General features: G+C 41.2%; 13 protein-coding genes. 9 read left to right on the forward strand and 4 right to left on the reverse strand.

The window, feature by feature from the left end:
* Positions 1–524 precede the first annotated feature (524 nt).
* The 6 genes from AAEY99_RS02680 (at position 525) to proX (AAEY99_RS02705) (ending at position 7766) form a co-directional block, all read left to right on the forward strand.
* Entirely contained in the window at positions 525–1496 is a 972-nt protein-coding gene (locus AAEY99_RS02680; RefSeq protein ID WP_162022984.1) for a DnaJ C-terminal domain-containing protein, read from the forward strand.
* A 2-nt stretch (positions 1497–1498) separates the two neighbouring features.
* Entirely contained in the window at positions 1499–1816 is a 318-nt protein-coding gene (locus AAEY99_RS02685) for a chaperone modulator CbpM (protein ID WP_162022985.1), read from the forward strand.
* 1433 nt (positions 1817–3249) lie between these two features.
* A complete protein-coding gene (gene proV, locus AAEY99_RS02690) occupies positions 3250–4476 on the forward strand; it encodes a glycine betaine/L-proline ABC transporter ATP-binding protein ProV (protein WP_174839637.1) in 1227 nt (408 codons plus the stop codon).
* Positions 4477–4502: 26 nt separating this feature from the next.
* Positions 4503–5354: an ABC transporter permease gene (locus AAEY99_RS02695; protein WP_351008970.1), complete on the forward strand. Its 852-nt coding sequence runs from the start codon at positions 4503–4505 to the stop codon at positions 5352–5354.
* The gene (gene proX / locus AAEY99_RS02700; RefSeq protein WP_011637285.1) at positions 5351–6385 is read left to right on the forward strand and encodes a glycine betaine/L-proline ABC transporter substrate-binding protein ProX; all 1035 of its coding nucleotides are present in this window, start codon (positions 5351–5353) and stop codon (positions 6383–6385) included. Before AAEY99_RS02695 ends, proX (AAEY99_RS02700) begins: the two co-directional genes overlap by 4 nt.
* A 346-nt stretch (positions 6386–6731) precedes the next feature.
* The gene (proX, locus tag AAEY99_RS02705; RefSeq protein ID WP_351008973.1) at positions 6732–7766 is read left to right on the forward strand and encodes a glycine betaine/L-proline ABC transporter substrate-binding protein ProX; all 1035 of its coding nucleotides are present in this window, start codon (positions 6732–6734) and stop codon (positions 7764–7766) included.
* Between the two features lie 244 nt (positions 7767–8010).
* Here the strand turns inward: proX (AAEY99_RS02705) and AAEY99_RS02710 are convergent, their stop codons facing one another.
* A complete protein-coding gene (locus tag AAEY99_RS02710) occupies positions 8011–9138 on the reverse strand; it encodes an NAD(P)H-hydrate dehydratase (protein WP_351008975.1) in 1128 nt (375 codons plus the stop codon).
* Positions 9139–9316: 178 nt separating this feature from the next.
* On the opposite strand from AAEY99_RS02710, the gene AAEY99_RS02715 reads away from it, so the two are divergent.
* Positions 9317–10273 carry a Gfo/Idh/MocA family protein gene (locus AAEY99_RS02715; RefSeq protein WP_351008978.1) on the forward strand — a complete coding sequence of 319 codons (957 nt, stop codon included), beginning with the start codon at positions 9317–9319 and terminating at the stop codon, positions 10271–10273.
* A gap of 62 nt (positions 10274–10335) precedes the next feature.
* Here AAEY99_RS02715 and AAEY99_RS02720 read toward each other — a convergent pair whose 3' ends face one another.
* Both AAEY99_RS02720 and AAEY99_RS02725 read right to left on the reverse strand, forming a co-directional pair.
* The gene (locus tag AAEY99_RS02720; RefSeq protein WP_351008980.1) at positions 10336–11505 is read right to left on the reverse strand and encodes an MFS transporter; all 1170 of its coding nucleotides are present in this window, start codon (positions 11503–11505) and stop codon (positions 10336–10338) included.
* Between the two features lie 96 nt (positions 11506–11601).
* A complete protein-coding gene (locus AAEY99_RS02725) occupies positions 11602–12252 on the reverse strand; it encodes a peroxiredoxin-like family protein (RefSeq protein WP_101088447.1) in 651 nt (216 codons plus the stop codon).
* A gap of 159 nt (positions 12253–12411) precedes the next feature.
* On the opposite strand from AAEY99_RS02725, the gene AAEY99_RS02730 reads away from it, so the two are divergent.
* Positions 12412–13320: a LysR family transcriptional regulator gene (locus AAEY99_RS02730; protein WP_351008982.1), complete on the forward strand. Its 909-nt coding sequence runs from the start codon at positions 12412–12414 to the stop codon at positions 13318–13320.
* Between the two features lie 131 nt (positions 13321–13451).
* Positions 13452–14582 carry an acyltransferase family protein gene (locus AAEY99_RS02735; RefSeq protein ID WP_351008984.1) on the forward strand — a complete coding sequence of 377 codons (1131 nt, stop codon included), beginning with the start codon at positions 13452–13454 and terminating at the stop codon, positions 14580–14582.
* Between the two features lie 162 nt (positions 14583–14744).
* On the opposite strand, the gene AAEY99_RS02740 is transcribed toward AAEY99_RS02735, so the two are convergent.
* Positions 14745–15962 (reverse strand): cyclic di-GMP phosphodiesterase, encoded by a 1218-nt coding sequence (locus tag AAEY99_RS02740; protein ID WP_101088445.1) that lies wholly within the window; start codon positions 15960–15962, stop codon positions 14745–14747.
* Positions 15963–16030: the final 68 nt, after the last annotated feature.

Genomic DNA, 16030 nt, shown 5'->3' on the forward strand with positions numbered 1-16030 from the left:
CAAGCGCAGCACTCGAGGTGCCAGTTAATTTAAGTGCAAGATTAAGCAAGACTAAGCAGCACAATCTAAGTCAATTTATTGATATTTATCAACATATATAGCCCGAGATGATGGGCGTGTTATCCATTTTCGCTGAAGATTTTACAGATCAAATTTATGCAGATTACACCATGCTTTCATGCCGTTGTGTAAGGTGTCATCGTGTTCAAAAATGGATGATAGTACTGCTATGGTGTCATTGAGTTAGCTTTATATTGTTAACTAAGCTTGGCACTTTTGTGAATGAAGTTAAGGCATAGTGTTTAGGATATAAATCAATTTCATAGGGTTATGCTGATGTAGTGTTATTTAAGCGGATGATGTTTTATTAATCATGCAATGCGCATTAACTAAACTCGCTATACTGTAATAGAGTTGATCAAGATCAAGCGTGTTGTTCGTCTGTGGGCCTAAACTCATTAGTGTAGATGGGTTAAAAGCTGTTTATTGATCCGTTGCAAACTTGCTCTCTGTGAGGGGATAAAATGAATTTTAAAGACTATTACACTGTATTAGGCATAGACCCTAAAGCGAATGATAAAGCGGTAAAGGTCGCTTATAAAAAACTCGCCGTGCAGTATCATCCCGATGTGAGTAAACATCCAGATGCAGAAGAAAAATTCAAAGAAATTGGTGAAGCCTATGAGGTGTTGCATAACACTAAAAAGCGAGCCGAATATGACGAGTTACGTCATCATCATCTTAATAGAACCCAAAATAGCTATGCCAATCAAGGTGGAGCGAATGGCGCCAGTCAAAATTGGGGACAACAGCAAAGCGATCCTCAAACCGATCAAGAATTTTCAGACTTTTTTAGTTCAATTTTTGGTTCAAGCCACGGTGGTTTTGAACAAGGTGGCCAACATAGGCAACGCCAAACCCAGCCCCCAAAAGGCCAAGATATTGAAATTGAGTTTCCGATGTTTCTCGAAGAAACATTGGTCGATACTCTTAAGCCAGTCGAGTTTACCTTACAACAACGAGAACCTAGCGGTCGTATCGTTGAGCAACCTAAATCGTTAAAAGTTAAAATTCCTGCTGGCGTTGTTAATGGCGAACGTATTCGCTTGAAAGGACAGGGCGGTCCGGGACCGACCAAGGCCGACAATGGCGATCTCTATTTACAAATTCGGTTTGTGCCTCATCCCATGTTTGATGTTGATGGCCGAGATTTGAGCATTGTTGTGCCAATAGCACCATGGGAAGCAGTGCTGGGTACCAAGCTTAAACTGCCCACGTTAACCGGTCATATTCAGCTCACTATCCCTGCTAATAGTCAGTCAGGACAGCGATTACGTATAAAAGGAAAAGGCTTACTCAGTAAAAAAGTACATGGGGACTTATTTGCTGTACTCAAAATAGTCGTCCCGACATCACCAGACAAAACAAGCACACAATTGTGGACTGAATTAGCAGAGAAAAATAAATTTGACCCACGTGCCAGTTGGAGTAAATAACGATGCTGCAGATTAATATAAGCGAACAAGATTGTTGGTTGAGTAGTGATGAACTGTGTGAGTGCAGTGATATCAGCTCAGCCTTACTACTTGAACTTGTGGATCACAGTATTGCGATTCCATTGCAGGGCGAGGTGATAGAAACATGGCAATTTAGTGTCGAGAATTTACATCAAGTTAAAAAAGCTACGCGCATTCAACGTGATCTGGCACTCGACTGGGGTGGCATTGGTTTAATTTTACAATTACTCGATGAAAGAGACCGATTAGATCATGAAGTCCATATGCTAAAACAGCAACTAAGTCGGTTTAAAATATAATGGCATATCGCTGACTATTGGATGTTAAGGCTCGTTACACTTCTCATTGGCAGTAGCGATTAAGCGGCAGCCTGATTATATAAGTACCGCGATTTAGGACAGTCATTTAATCAATGCTACCTAACTATCGTTATTTAAGCTGTTTATAAAGGTTTATTAACGTTCTTTGCCGCTAAAAAACCAATACAGCTAAAATACATAAAGCCGAATAATGACTGTTGATTGTGGCCTAATGACATTACTTGTGCTCATTTAAGTACAATGCCTCTGGCCATAAATGGGCTGTAGGCAATGCTTCCTCTACCGATTGTGCCGCATATAGGCATCGTTTAATAAAGGAACACAAATTCAGATAATCAAATCGATGACATCAATATAATAATGGATAATTACAGCGTTTGAAGTTGGTTTTTTGCAATGGTACTAATGAACAAACTCAATGGTAAACAGGCACAGATAGACGAGAAAGATACCAATAATAACGAATCTAAACCAGCGCGTAGCGGTGCTAAAAATATCCAATAGCGACATCGAAGTTACAATTAAAAACGCCGTATTATCTAGTGCTTTCTCACGAATAATTGCCGCTGATACAAACATAAACATCGTCATCGTTAGGATCACCGCAAGTAAGCTAGGCACATGGCGAATATCGCTATTATCAGCATCACCAAATATCATTATTTGCGGTTATAGAATTTTCACTATCATGTTAAATGTGATCCGATCCCGACTCTATAATCATCCTGTTTTTGTAATCATTCTAAATGGCTATAGGCGAAGGTTGTAATTTGCTGTCATCGCTTACAACCCGCGATGACAGGGGTAACACTCATAAATAACACATCAAACAGAGGGCGCGTGATGTGACTTGCTTGGCGAGGAGCATCAACGTAATTAATGTGACAAGAGAAACAGAAAAACTCATGTAATACTTCTTAACAAAAGTATAAGCCAACAATAACGTTAGTGAGTCAAAGTGGTTGTGTCGTCGTAGGATAAATATTCACAATCTAGCCATGAAAAGATAAGTCATCACTGCATAAAACACTTGATTCATGTGAATTAAAAAACAGCAAATTAATTCAGTTTCTGAAGCCTATAAATTTACTAATTAGCCAATTAACGATAAGCCTAAATGATTAACCACATAGTGCTTAGTTAACGAGGATGATGTAGACAACTAAATCAATAAATTACCCATAACAAATATAAGGTTAATCTGGGTTTTATTTTTACAATTAAATTCAATGATTTATGTCTATTTTTGAAAACACTAACATTGACATGATTAGCGTTTAGGGACTACTGTATAAAATATATCGCGAAAGTGTGTGGTAAATATTTAACAGCGCAAAATTTATTCACGTGCTTTTTATGTAGCGTTAGTACAAAAAAGCAGAACGGCGTAAAAGAGCGTCATGGAAAATATTATGGAAAAAATAGTAATAAAAAATCTCTATAAGGTTTTTGGTTCTGAACCTCGCAAGGGGGTAAAATTACTTGAACAAGGGAAAAGTAAAGAAGAAATTTACGAACAGACAGGACTAACTGTTGCAGTTCAAGGTGCAAGCTTTACTGTGAACAAAGGTGAAATTTTTGTCGTGATGGGTCTGTCCGGCTCAGGAAAATCAACTCTAGTAAGAATGCTAAACAGGCTTATTGAACCAACGTCTGGAGAGGTGTTAGTTGATGGTCAAAATATCCTCAAAATGAATAAGGATGAGCTGGTAAAGTTTCGCAGAAGTAAAACCAGTATGGTCTTTCAGTCTTTCGCTCTTATGCCTCACCAAACAGTGTTAGAAAATGCTGCATTTGGACTCGAGCTTGATGGTATGGATAAGAAACAACGTGAAGAGCGAGCTCTAGATGCTTTAAAACAAGTCGGACTCGAAGGCTTGGAGAATGCATATCCCAAAGAGTTAAGTGGTGGTATGCAGCAGCGAGTGGGATTGGCGCGAGGTTTAGCGGTTGATCCTGATATCTTGCTCATGGATGAGGCATTTTCGGCGCTTGATCCTCTTATTAAGACAGAGATGCAAGATGAACTGCTTAAACTGCAAGATCGTCATGAGCGCACCATCATTTTTATCTCCCATGATTTAGACGAAGCACTACGTATTGGTGACCGAATTGCCATTATGCAGGGCGGCCGAGTTATCCAAGTCGGGACGCCAGAAGAGATTTTGCAAAATCCCGCTGACGATTATGTACGCGCTTTTTTCCGCGGTGTTGATCCAACCGGTGTTATCTCCGCAGGGGACATTGCCCGCGATAGCCAGCCAACGGTCGTTTGGCATACTAAAGCAGGTAGCCCACGAGCCACATTAGAAATGTTAAGTATTAAAGATCGCGAATTTGCCTATGTATTAGATTCAGAACACCGGTTTTTAGGTGTTGTCTCTTCAGATTCCCTGCGCGACGCTATTGACCAAGGAAATGGTACCAGCAAACTTGAGCATGCCTTTCTTGCAGAAGCTAAATCTGTTCAGGAAACCGATAGTCTTCAAGACATTTTATCTTTGGTAGCATCTCATTCTTGGCCTATTCCAGTTGTAAACTCAGAAAATAGATATCGCGGAGTTGTTTCTAAAAATCTGTTTCTTCGTACCTTAAACCGTGCAGAGAAGGGGACTTATTTTGAGCAGTCAGCATCTTAGAATACTAGCTTCAGGAGTGTTATATCATGTTCAGTTTTAATGAAAGAGTTATTCCCTTAGATGCATGGATCACAAGCCTTGTTGACTGGTTGGTAGAAGGGTATCGATGGTTTTTCCAGATGATAAAATGGCCCGTAGATTTCATTTTATCGAGTGTATCAGATGGACTTCTGGCAACTTCACCTCTGCTTGTTATTGCACTGTTCGGCGTCATTGCTTGGCGGGTGTCAGGTTTCAAACTTGCTGGTTTTACGCTTGTATCGTTGATTCTCATTGGTCTGCTTGGTTTCTGGTCTGAAACCATGATAACCCTCGCCATGGTATTTTCATCTGTTGTGTTCTGCACCGTTGTTGGCGTGCCATTTGGTATATGGGCTGGACGCAGTGATCGTGTTAATAACATTCTACGACCCATTTTGGATGCGATGCAGACAACGCCAGCCTTTGTCTATTTGGTACCTATAGTGATGCTTTTTTCTATTGGCAACACTGCGGGTGTTCTTGCAACCATCATTTTTGCCCTGCCACCGTTGGTTAGATTAACCAGTCTCGGTATCAGGCAGGTACACCCAGAGTTAGTCGAGGCTGCGCTCGCCTTTGGGGCAACAAGCTCGCAGGTTTTACTTAAAGTTCAGATACCACTTGCTCTTCCGACCATCATGGCTGGTCTTAATCAGACCATCATGATGTCGCTCTCCATGGTGGTTATCGCCGCAATGATTGGCGCAGGAGGCCTTGGGGCACCTGTCGTTCTGGGCTTAAATACACTTGATATTGGTTTGGCCACGGTTGGCGGTCTTGCGATTGTTTTATTAGCAATCATTCTAGATAGAATCACCCAATCAATGGCAACCCCAAAAAATAAGGACGTAAAATGATACTTAAAAAAGTAATACTGGGCGCAGCTTTAGCTGCAATCACAATGACGGGGTCAGTAGCTCTTGCTGATACTCTCAAGCCAGGAGAAGGCATAACCGTTAAACCAGCTCGAGCGACATGGGACACCGGTTTTTTTCAGGAAGCGCTTGTACGACGAGGTCTTGAGACTCTTGGGTATGATGTGGAAAAGCCCAAAACGCTGGTCAATCCAATCTTTTACAAAACGGTCACTCTCGGTGATATTGATTATTGGACCAATGGTTGGTTTCCAATGCATAACGATCAACTACCGAAAAATTTTGATAAAAAAGCTGAAAAGATTGGTTATGTAATGAAAGCCGGTGGACTGGGTGGCTATTTAGTGTCTAAAAAAGAGGCAGATAAATATAATATTACCTCCCTTGAAGATTTTAAACGCCCTGAGGTGAAGAAAGCCTTTGATACCAATGGTGATGGCAAGGCCGATCTGACTGCCTGCCCTCCAGGCTGGGGATGTGAAAAAATAATCACCCATCATATGGACGTGTATGGTCTCAAAGATGCTATCAATCCAGTGAAAGCGGCATATGCAGCAGGAATGGCATCGGCGATGGCGGGTTATAAAAATGGTGGACCAATCTTCTTCTATACTTGGGCACCAAATTGGACCATTTTTAAACTAAAGCCAGGCAAGGACGTTGTGTGGATCAACGTGCCTGAAATCAATCCGACCAAAGCGCAAAGTTCTGCTGTTGAACGAATGACGATAAAGGGACTTGAAGGCGCAGTTTCTGACCCGGTAAAACTTGGTTTTGTTGCTTCTGACATCCAGGTCGTCGCCAACAAAAAATTCACCAAGCAAAATCCAGCAGCTAGGAAATTTTTTGAAGTATTTACCCTGCAGCTTGCCGACGTCAACGAACAGAATACTCGGATGAACGATGGCGAAAAGAGTGAACAGGACATTCAACGCCACGTTGATGCGTGGATTGCCAAAAACCAAGATCAATGGAACGGTTGGCTGACTGAAGCACGTAATGCTGCTAAATAGTCTCAACCTGCAATAGCTTATTGGTAACCCGGAGCACACATACCGTGCTTACGGGTTATTTTTATACACCCCCCCAAGTGTTTAGTAAAACGTATGCCAGCGCTTTCAAAAAAGAGGACTAAGCTGATAGTGATTTAGCCCCTAAAGAGGCAATGATGTTTTTCAAAGGAACAAGCCTAAGTTCTTATCATATTTTTCAAAATACATTTCGAATTCAACATATTATTTAAAATATAATTCATAAAAAAATGAATGTGCTTATTTAAGTCCAAAGGTACAGGTCTATTATTGGTAATTATTTAAAGATAATGACCCCATCCATGGCAACAAAAAATAAGGAACGAAAATGATAATTAAGAAAGTAATAATGGGTGTCGCTTTAGCTGCAATAACCATGACAGGGCCTGCAGCTCTTGCCGATAATCACCAGCCAGGTGAAGGCGTAACCGTTAAACCTGCGCGGGCCACGTGGGACACGGGATTTTTTCAGGAAGCGCTTGTACGACGAGGTCTTGAAACACTGGGGTATGATGTAGAAAAACCTAAAGATCTGTCGAATCCGATCTTTTACAAAACCGTGACTCTCGGTGATGTTGATTATTGGACCAATGGCTGGTTTCCAAATCATGACAGCCAGATGCCGAAAGGATTTTATGACAAAGGTGAGAAAGTTGGTTTTGTGGTTAAGGCCGGGGGTCTGCAGGGCTATTTGGTGTCTAAGAAAGAGGCCGATAAATATAATATTACCTCCCTTGAGGATTTTAAACGCCCTGAAGTGAAAAAAGCCTTTGATACCAATGGCGATGGCAAAGCCGATCTGACCGCTTGCCCTCCAGGTTGGGGATGTGAAAAAGTCATCAGCCACCATATGGATGTATACGATCTGAAAGATGCTATCAATCCGGTGACCGCTTCATATGCAGCAGGAATGGCGTCAGCGATGGCGGGTTATAAAAATGGTGGACCAATATTTTTCTATACCTGGGCACCAAACTGGACCATTTTCAAACTGAAACCAGGCAAGGACGTTGTGTGGATAAACGTTCCTGAAATTAAGCCATCCGAAGCGCAACGTTCTGGTGTTGAACGAATGACGTTGAGTGACATTGAAGGCGCGGTTTCTGACCCAGTAAAACTAGGTTTTGTTGTTTCTGACATCCAAATAGTCGCCAACAAAAAATTCACCAAGCAGAATCCCGCAGCAAGGAAATTTTTTGAGGTATTTACCTTGCCGCTTGGCGATATCAACGAACAAAACACTCGGATGAACGAAGGCGAAAAGAGTGCCAAGGATATTCAAGGCCACGTGGATGAGTGGATTACCAAAAATCAGGATAAATGGAACGGTTGGCTGACTGAAGCACGTAACGCGGCTAAATAGTCTCAACCTGCAGTAACTAATGGTAACCCGGAGCACACATACCATGTTTCCGGGTTTTTTAAAGATAAGACTGGTGTGTATAAAGACAATTTGACATATAACCACTACTTATCAATGAAGAGGTCATTTACTTTTGTGTTTGAAAACAGAGTATGAGTAAACATTTATAGCATGCATTATTACGATCTAGCCTTTGGTAAGCCATCTCGTTATTGGTCACCATCACGCGCTGATTTCGCTTCGGCTAAACGGCTAATACTTTTAAAATAGCGTTAGGAATATAGTTAAGTAGGTCACTGGCTAACATGCCATATTGGCTTAAGTCCTCTGCAGCAATGTCGCCTGCCAAACCGTGTAAATAGACACCCAAACACGCTGCATTTATTGGGCTAACGCCTTGAGCGCAAAACCCTGAAATCATACCTGTTAATACATCGCCGGTTCCGGCTTTGGCTAGCGCGCTGTTACCTGTTGGGTTGATAAATACTCGCTCGCCATCACTAATCACACTGTGTTTGCCTTTAAGTACCACCACTGTGTTTAATTGCTTAGCGGCAATACTGGCATAGTGCACCCGTTTGGCTTGAATTTCGCTGACATCAACATTGAGTAACCTTGATAACTCCTTTGGGTGTGGTGTGATAATGCTGTTTTTGGGCAAGTTAATAGATGTTTTCGATGGGCCGCTAGGATGAAGTAAGTGACTAATAAAGTTAAGTGCGTCTGCGTCAAAGATGACCGGATTAGGATTAGCTTGTATCTCAGTTAATAGGGCGTAAAAAAATCCATTATTGCCATCAGGAACAGATAAACCCTGTGAATGGCTGTTGCTAAGATGTTTGTTACTGAGTGGAGGGTTAGCGAGAGGACTAATGTTAGTGCTAATGTTAGTGCTAATGTTAGGGCTAATAATGAGTTGGTCAGTACTGTGGCCAATACTTAATCCACTGCCCATGGAAATGACACTGGCTTGGTTGAGTTTATCGCGAAGTTGTAACACAGCCCTTTTATCAATGGCCTGTACGTCAATAGCTTGTAGGTCACTCGACTGAGTATTCGATGGCTGCATCTTTGTTGATAATAAGTCTGTTGTTTGCCCTGCATCATCATGCCTTTGTGTTACATGAGTGAGTAGTGGCAAGGTAACAACATTTGGCGTTAATGCACTCACACTGTCACATACCGATGGGCTACTGGCTAAGGTGACGTAACCCGCACCAACTCGTAATGCGGATAAACTCGACAAATAAGCCGCTCCCCGATAATGCAATGAACCAGCAATATTCAATACATGGCCAAAAGTCATTTTATGGCTGTTATCCGGCCTTGGAGGCAATATACTTTTGATATATTCCAGGGTTAACGTATTCATTGGCACTCGCGAATTAATTTTGCATATCGATACAATAAAGTAGCACAAACAGGAAAACCGTAATGGCTACTGCGACAAAAAAATGATGATATTTAGCTCTTACTATTAATTCATTAGTCTTGGAGGTATTGTGAATAGATTAATAGCTTTTGCTTAGACATAATATTAAGGAAAATGAATGACTAGAATAAACTGGGGCATAGTGAGTACTGGCAGAATAGCGGCTTTATTTTGTCAAGATTTAGTCTTTTCGACTAACAGTCATTTATATGCCGTTGCCGCGCGGCAACAAACGGATGCCGATGCTTTTGCGAAGCAATACGGCGCCGAAAAGGCCTATCAAGGCTACCAAGCATTATTTGATGATCCTGACGTTGATATTGTGTATGTCGCCACGCCACATAATTTTCATTTTCAGCAAGCTTATGATGCTTTAATGGCAGGTAAACACGTGTTGTGCGAAAAGCCGATGACAGTGTCGGTTGAAGAATGCAATATTCTGGTTACGTTAGCCAAAGACAAAGGCTTGCTGTTAATGGAAGCATTATGGACTTATTTTTTGCCAGCAATCAAACAAGCAAAAAAATGGTTAGATGAAGGCCGTATTGGTCAGCTTAAACACGTTAAAGTCGATTTTGGCTATCCGATCCTATTTACGCCTGATGGGCGTGAATATAATCCGCAATTAGCGGGTGGATGTTTATTGGATATGGGTATTTACCCATTGGCGATTGCAGATTATTTTATTAAAGCTGACATCGATAATCTGCATGTTCAAGCGCATGTATGTGAAACCGGTGTTGAAGATGATGTGATTATTATTGGTAAAAGTGGTGATATCGCTGTGAGTTTAGCTTCGTCGTTTCAGTGCCGATTAAGTAATAACGCTTATCTTATTGGCGATAAAGGTTACATTGTTATTCCTGATGCATTCAGAGCGTCTGAATGCAGTTTGTATCATCTAGATGAGTTGGTCGATAGCTTTATTGATAGCAGAGCATCATTGGGCTATCACTTTGAGGCGGATGAAGCATGTCGACTCATCGAACAAGGCGATCTTGAAAGTAGGGTAGTAACACATCAACATAGCTTATTGTTTCAGTCGCAACTAGCGAGAATAAAGGCACTGATTTAAGATTGATTCAGCCGCTATGCTGGCAATATAGTCAATATAGCGGCCGCCAATCATTGAGCGGGCTAACTCTTTTTTTCGGTAGCGGGTTTGCTGAAAATTTTATTGTCGCTGAACTGCATGGCGACCAATATTACAGCCATAATACTGGCTAATAGCATGGCGGCAGAAAAGCTCACCGTGGTGCCACCGGGAATAAATTCAACAAACGAAGTGATAAACTGACCGCCAAATACGGCCATCGTAAAATAGGATAAATTTTTGCCTCTAACGTTGGCTGCACTTTTTTCTACCGTCATATGGTTAAGTAACGGAATACTGAAACCAAAACCAATACCCGCAAAGACAGCTCCAATGAGTAATATCGGCATACCGTTTGCGTTTGCAAAACCAACATGCGCGAGGGCATATGCTACAAATGCGACAGCTAACAAATACGTTGCGCTCATGTGTTTGGCAACTTTTGGCATAAAGTACGCAGCAACCACTGCAACCAATGAGATAAACGCTAATAAATTACCCACTTGAGCTTCGTTATAGCCTTGTTGAACCATGCTCTTTGGGAGCACGACAATAGCGGTAAAAAAGATCACCATTGCCATAGTGGCAAAAAGATAAACCTGATGAAGTGATAGCCCTTGTTGAGTCTGGTTGTTATCACATTCAGCCTCAACCGTGAGTGATGGATGTTTACGCGGCACAAATAACAACAGCATCAGTAAAAATAACCAAGCTATTAAGTATAAACTCAGCGGATAAGCCCAATTAATACTGGCTAATGTACCGCCTAAAAACAGAAACAATACCCCACCTAATTCGATAGCCATACCTTGTTTAGCTATCATGCTGAGCCGCTCATTACCGGTGTACCATTGCGAAATAAGTACGGTACTGCTCGCCATAACTACCGCAGTAATACCGCCTAATAAAATACGATTAGACAATACAAACCAAGGGCCATTCAGCCAATACACCGCAAAGCCCAAGGCCCCATAGAGTATTAAACCGACGATGAGCGCCCGATAAGCACCAAACTTATCAATTGATTTACCCGCTATTGGGGCAAATAATACTGCACCTAATGCCGGAAAAGTCACCAGCCATACCGCATATTCATTGATGCCCAATGCATTCGATATACTTAATAATCCCGGAGCAACAAGGGCGCCAACCATAATGGTGAGGCTGGCAATACACAGCAGCGAAAAGCTGCCAAGTTTAGATAAACGAGTCATTGTTTTACCTGTGATTTGCTGAAGAACCATGATTAAGAAAAAGAGGGCGAAAGAGCGATTGTTCAACCACCCAGTCATTGATATCAGCATTGAACATTAAGCCAGCAGCTTTAATGCTTGTATGATGTCTTCTGGCTCTGAACGAGTTCGGTAATCTACGTCGACATAACGCCAGGTGACAACGCCGTCTTGACCGATAATGAATGTCGCGGGGATCGGTAACACACTGCCATTGCCATTATTGATGGCTTCAAGGTCGAGCTTGCGATCAACGCGCATATGTTCAGCGAGAAATTCAGGCACTTGCCATGCAACCCCATATTGTGATGCAACTTTTGCATCTTGATCTGACAATACCAAGAACTCTAGGTCTTGCATTTCATCTTTTGTCAAAGAGCCATCTGGCACTTGCGGACTGATGGCAACCAATTGAGCTCCAAGGGTATGAATATCGGCTAAACGTGCTTGTAAAGCACGCAGCTGTAAGTTGCAGTACGGGCACCAACTGCCACGATAAAATGTCACTACAACAGGGCCTTGGTGCAGTAAATCTACCAGGGATATTAATTTCCCATCCGAATGAGGTAACGAAAAGTTGGGCGCTTTTTGGCCAAGATTAATTGCACTATCACCTTGTTGAAATGCTTTTGCTTGTTCAATAATATCGTCAACGACTTTCATGAAATCAGGGTTCTTTTGTCGTCCCTCATTCATTTTAGCGTCGGTTTGCTGTTGTAAACTGTTCATATATTCCCTCGATAGCAACTAATTTAGCTAGCCTTTGGCAGACGACTCTGTGATTGGGACTTTGTAAATATAACTAGGCTAAAGAGTAAAGTGTTAGCGTCTATAATAAAAATGTTATTATTTTATTGAATCTATAGCAAAAGCGTATTTGAGGTGATTGTGGATATAAAAACATTGAAAAGCTTTATTAGCGTAGCGTCACACCAAAGCTTTTCTGGTGCGGCGCGTGATCTCAATACGGTACAGCCGGCGATTAGCCGTCATATTGCCATGTTGGAAGAAGAGCTAGGAGTTATGCTGTTTATCCGCAATTCGCGCCAGGTAAAAATCACTAACGCGGGAGAGCAATTGCTGCACGATGCGAAACAGATTATTGCATTGGCAGACAACGCTAAAAGTCAGGTAAAACGAGCACAGCAGGGGCAGATAGGCGAGCTTAATATCGCTCATTTAAGTTCAGCATGTTTGACTTTTATGGCAGATTTAGTTCGCAGCTATTCGCAGCAATATCCTGATGTGCATGTCACTTTATTTGAAATGACCGCGACAGAACAAATTGAAGCATTTAAAGATAACCGCATAGATGTTGGGTTTTCGCGGCCATTACCCAGCGGGATTATTGATGAATTTAACAGTAGTGATATTTACATCGACAAGTTGGTGGCCGTTGTGGGACAACACCATCCCCTGGCTGAATATAGCCAAATAGAATTGGGTCAATTACAACAGCAAAAGTTGATCATCTTTAACCGTGACGAAGCAGTAGGTTTGTTTGACGATACTATTATGCTGTGTAAACAAGCAGGATTTTCGGCCAATATTATTAGCCAACCTAAACATATGCAGACCTTGTTAACTGAGGTGGCTGCTGGTCTAGGTGTTGCTATTGCGCCTTATTGTATTCGTAAATTATACAGTCAAGGTTGTCATTTTTTACCTTTCACTGATGCACATAAAGCTATACCCACTCAGCTACATGTAAAGCGTGCTAATGATCGTGCTACTGTAGATGCTTTTGTCGCGTTGGCATTACACAACAAAGCTAAAATTGCCAAAAGTATGGCTTAATTAATAGAGCTTGAATGATAGAGTTTAAGAAGTGCAGCTAAGTGATGAAGTTTAAGTGAGATGGAACATTGCACTTAAGCCAGCTAGATACTCAACATTTTATACTAACAGGCCAGAGGAAGGCATTGACTATGGATGAGGTTTTACCACAAAACAGGCGTTATTCAGAACTTGATTGGTTGCGGGTGGTACTGATTTTTGCAGTTTTTTTACACCATGTATTGATGCCATTTAATGGTGACGACTGGCATGTGATGAATAATGAATCGAGCAAAGTGCTTGACGATATCATGGTGTACTTTGAACAACTCAGACTGCAAACATTGTTTTTTATCGCGGGTGCAGCCAGTTTTTTGTTACTGCAAAAAATGCCCGTGCGCCAATTTCTCTCGAGTAAGTTTCATCGGCTTTTTATCCCTTTGCTGGTGGGAATGATATTGATTGTGCCGCCACAACATTATTATGAAAACATTACTGAATATAGCTCTTTAGCATCGGCGTATGGTGAGTTGATGTTGTCGTTTGATAGTAATCATTTATGGTTTATTGAATTTTTAGTTATCTTTATGCTGCTTGCGGTGCCACTTAGGTATTTGTTAACACGCCAGACCGGTATTAAGTTACAACATTGGCTTGAACGAATAAGCCGTCATCGTTTTGGGTTGCTCAGTTTAGTTTTAGTGTTAATCGTGTTACGTGGTGCGCTTAAATATGTTTTGCCATCAGACAGTCACCATATCGAAAACCTGTCATTGAGTGTGTTTTATTTGTTTTTCTTCTTTGCAGGCATGTGCTTTGTCAAAAGCGAGCTTATTTGGCGCGCGTTAGCTGAACATCGATACACTTATTTAGCCAGTTTGTTCGTGAGTTCAATCCTGTTTTATGGCTACTATTACTCACCTGATTTAAGCCCGTATTTGTCACTTACCACACGATGGCAATTATGGTGGTTAGTTTGTACGCTAGTGTCTTGGTCTGGGTTATTAACCATGGCAGGTTTTGCGATTGCTCATATTAAAAATACGCCAACATGGCTGCATCAAACCAACGAATTGATCTACCCGTTTTATATTTTGCATCAAACTGTGATTGTGATGTTGGCGTTTTATATTGTGCAGTGGCAAGCGTCTATTGCGATTAAATCTGTCAGTGTATTAATGAGTGCTTTTGTGGTTTGTGCCTTGCTATGTTACTACGTGATTAGGCCGTTTAAGCTCACTCGATATTTATTTGGACTTAAAATCATGTCTAAATCCAAATAGCAGGCATTAGTTAAGTTTTTGATATTAAAAAAATTTAACCGTAATAACTCACATTTAATTGAATTGAAACACCTAGGGGTGAAAAGTCCGCCAAAGGTGCAACACGCTTAATATTCGCGTTAGGTTAGTACATAAAACAATCAATTAAAAAGCGGGAGTGGATTAGCCTTCGTGCGCTAAATACTCAATAATTTGTTCCATGTTCAGATTAAAATCATCAGCACGTACACACTTAACAATTAAGTCATCAGTGACAGTCGCTAAATCAATTTTGTTTCCGACTTCAAAGCGGTCTGGTTTTAAATGATAGAAAGGTCTGACTAATGGTCGGATAGGGTCTTTTGGGTTATGACCTTCAACAATAGCGAGTCTATTTGACTCAAGTTGAACCACTGAACCGATAGGGTAAACTCCCATACAACGAATAAACTGGTCGACTAAGTCTTTATCCAATTCATTTTTTTCAGCTAACGCGCGCAAAATACTGAACGATTTCACTTGGGCATAACCCTGCTTGTAACAGCGGTGCGAAGTCAGCGCATCAAAAATATCGCATATGCTGATCATGCGCCCATAAAGGGTAATTTTTTCTGCTGGTACGCCAAATGGATAACCCAATCCATTGAGTTTTTCATGATGTAAGCTTGCCACTTCTAAACTTAGTTGGCTGATGCCTGGGGTATTCTTCATAATTTCAATCGAGTAACTGGCATGAGTTTTCATAATATGAAACTCTTCATCGGTCAGTTTGTCTGGTTTGTTTAAAATCCGATCGGGGATCATGATTTTCCCAACATCATGTAAAAATGCGCCAATAGCCAGTTGATTAACTATGTCTTTGTCGATTTTTTTATAGACGGCAAACATGGTCATCAAAACAGAGACAGACACAGAGTGTTCTAATAAATATTCATCTTTATTACGAATATTTATCACACATGATAGGGCATTGGGATTATTAAAAATTAAATCGGTGGATTCTGAGGTGATCTTTTGTACCGGATCCATGTCTAACGGAAGACCGTGCTGCGCATTATGAAACAGCTTTTTCTGAATGTCTTTTGATTCATTGAACACTTGGCGCGCTCTCACTATTTCTTGATTAAAGAAATTTGCTTTCACATCGGTGCGTACAGGCGTCACTTTTCGGGGCGCTTGAGGCTTAGGCCAACTGATATTTTGCTCAATTGTTGCGACATCAACTTCAGCTTTACTGGTATCAATGAGTAGTTTGGTAACTGATTTACGTTTTAATGCTTCAATAACCTTTTCGCTTTTAAGCACACCAGGTTTAGTGAGCGAAAAAGTATCTTTGGGTTCGGTTATTTCGACTACATACATTCCAACACAAACGTCAGTAATGTCATGTTCAATCAGCATAAATCGGTTCCTTGGGGCTATTTTCAACGTATGAGCGATGCGAGTCAAAGTACAGTTATAGTACTGCT

This window comes from Shewanella sp. S1-58-MNA-CIBAN-0166 (assembly GCF_040310085.1).
Lineage (GTDB): Bacteria > Pseudomonadota > Gammaproteobacteria > Enterobacterales > Shewanellaceae > Shewanella.

What these genes read in the sequence shown, in the direction of transcription:
- AAEY99_RS02695 (WP_351008970.1), top strand. Translation starts at nt 4,503, where the DNA reads ATGTTCAGTTTTAATGAAAGAGTTATTCCCTTAGATGCATGGATCACA.
- AAEY99_RS02710 (WP_351008975.1), bottom strand. Translation starts at nt 9,138, where the DNA reads ATGAATACGTTAACCCTGGAATATATCAAAAGTATATTGCCTCCAAGG.
- proX (WP_011637285.1), top strand. Translation starts at nt 5,351, where the DNA reads ATGATACTTAAAAAAGTAATACTGGGCGCAGCTTTAGCTGCAATCACA.
- AAEY99_RS02740 (WP_101088445.1), bottom strand. Translation starts at nt 15,962, where the DNA reads ATGCTGATTGAACATGACATTACTGACGTTTGTGTTGGAATGTATGTA.
- AAEY99_RS02680 (WP_162022984.1), top strand. Translation starts at nt 525, where the DNA reads ATGAATTTTAAAGACTATTACACTGTATTAGGCATAGACCCTAAAGCG.
- AAEY99_RS02715 (WP_351008978.1), top strand. Translation starts at nt 9,317, where the DNA reads ATGACTAGAATAAACTGGGGCATAGTGAGTACTGGCAGAATAGCGGCT.
- AAEY99_RS02685 (WP_162022985.1), top strand. Translation starts at nt 1,499, where the DNA reads ATGCTGCAGATTAATATAAGCGAACAAGATTGTTGGTTGAGTAGTGAT.
- AAEY99_RS02725 (WP_101088447.1), bottom strand. Translation starts at nt 12,252, where the DNA reads ATGAACAGTTTACAACAGCAAACCGACGCTAAAATGAATGAGGGACGA.
- AAEY99_RS02735 (WP_351008984.1), top strand. Translation starts at nt 13,452, where the DNA reads ATGGATGAGGTTTTACCACAAAACAGGCGTTATTCAGAACTTGATTGG.
- AAEY99_RS02720 (WP_351008980.1), bottom strand. Translation starts at nt 11,505, where the DNA reads ATGACTCGTTTATCTAAACTTGGCAGCTTTTCGCTGCTGTGTATTGCC.
- proV (WP_174839637.1), top strand. Translation starts at nt 3,250, where the DNA reads ATGGAAAAAATAGTAATAAAAAATCTCTATAAGGTTTTTGGTTCTGAA.
- proX (WP_351008973.1), top strand. Translation starts at nt 6,732, where the DNA reads ATGATAATTAAGAAAGTAATAATGGGTGTCGCTTTAGCTGCAATAACC.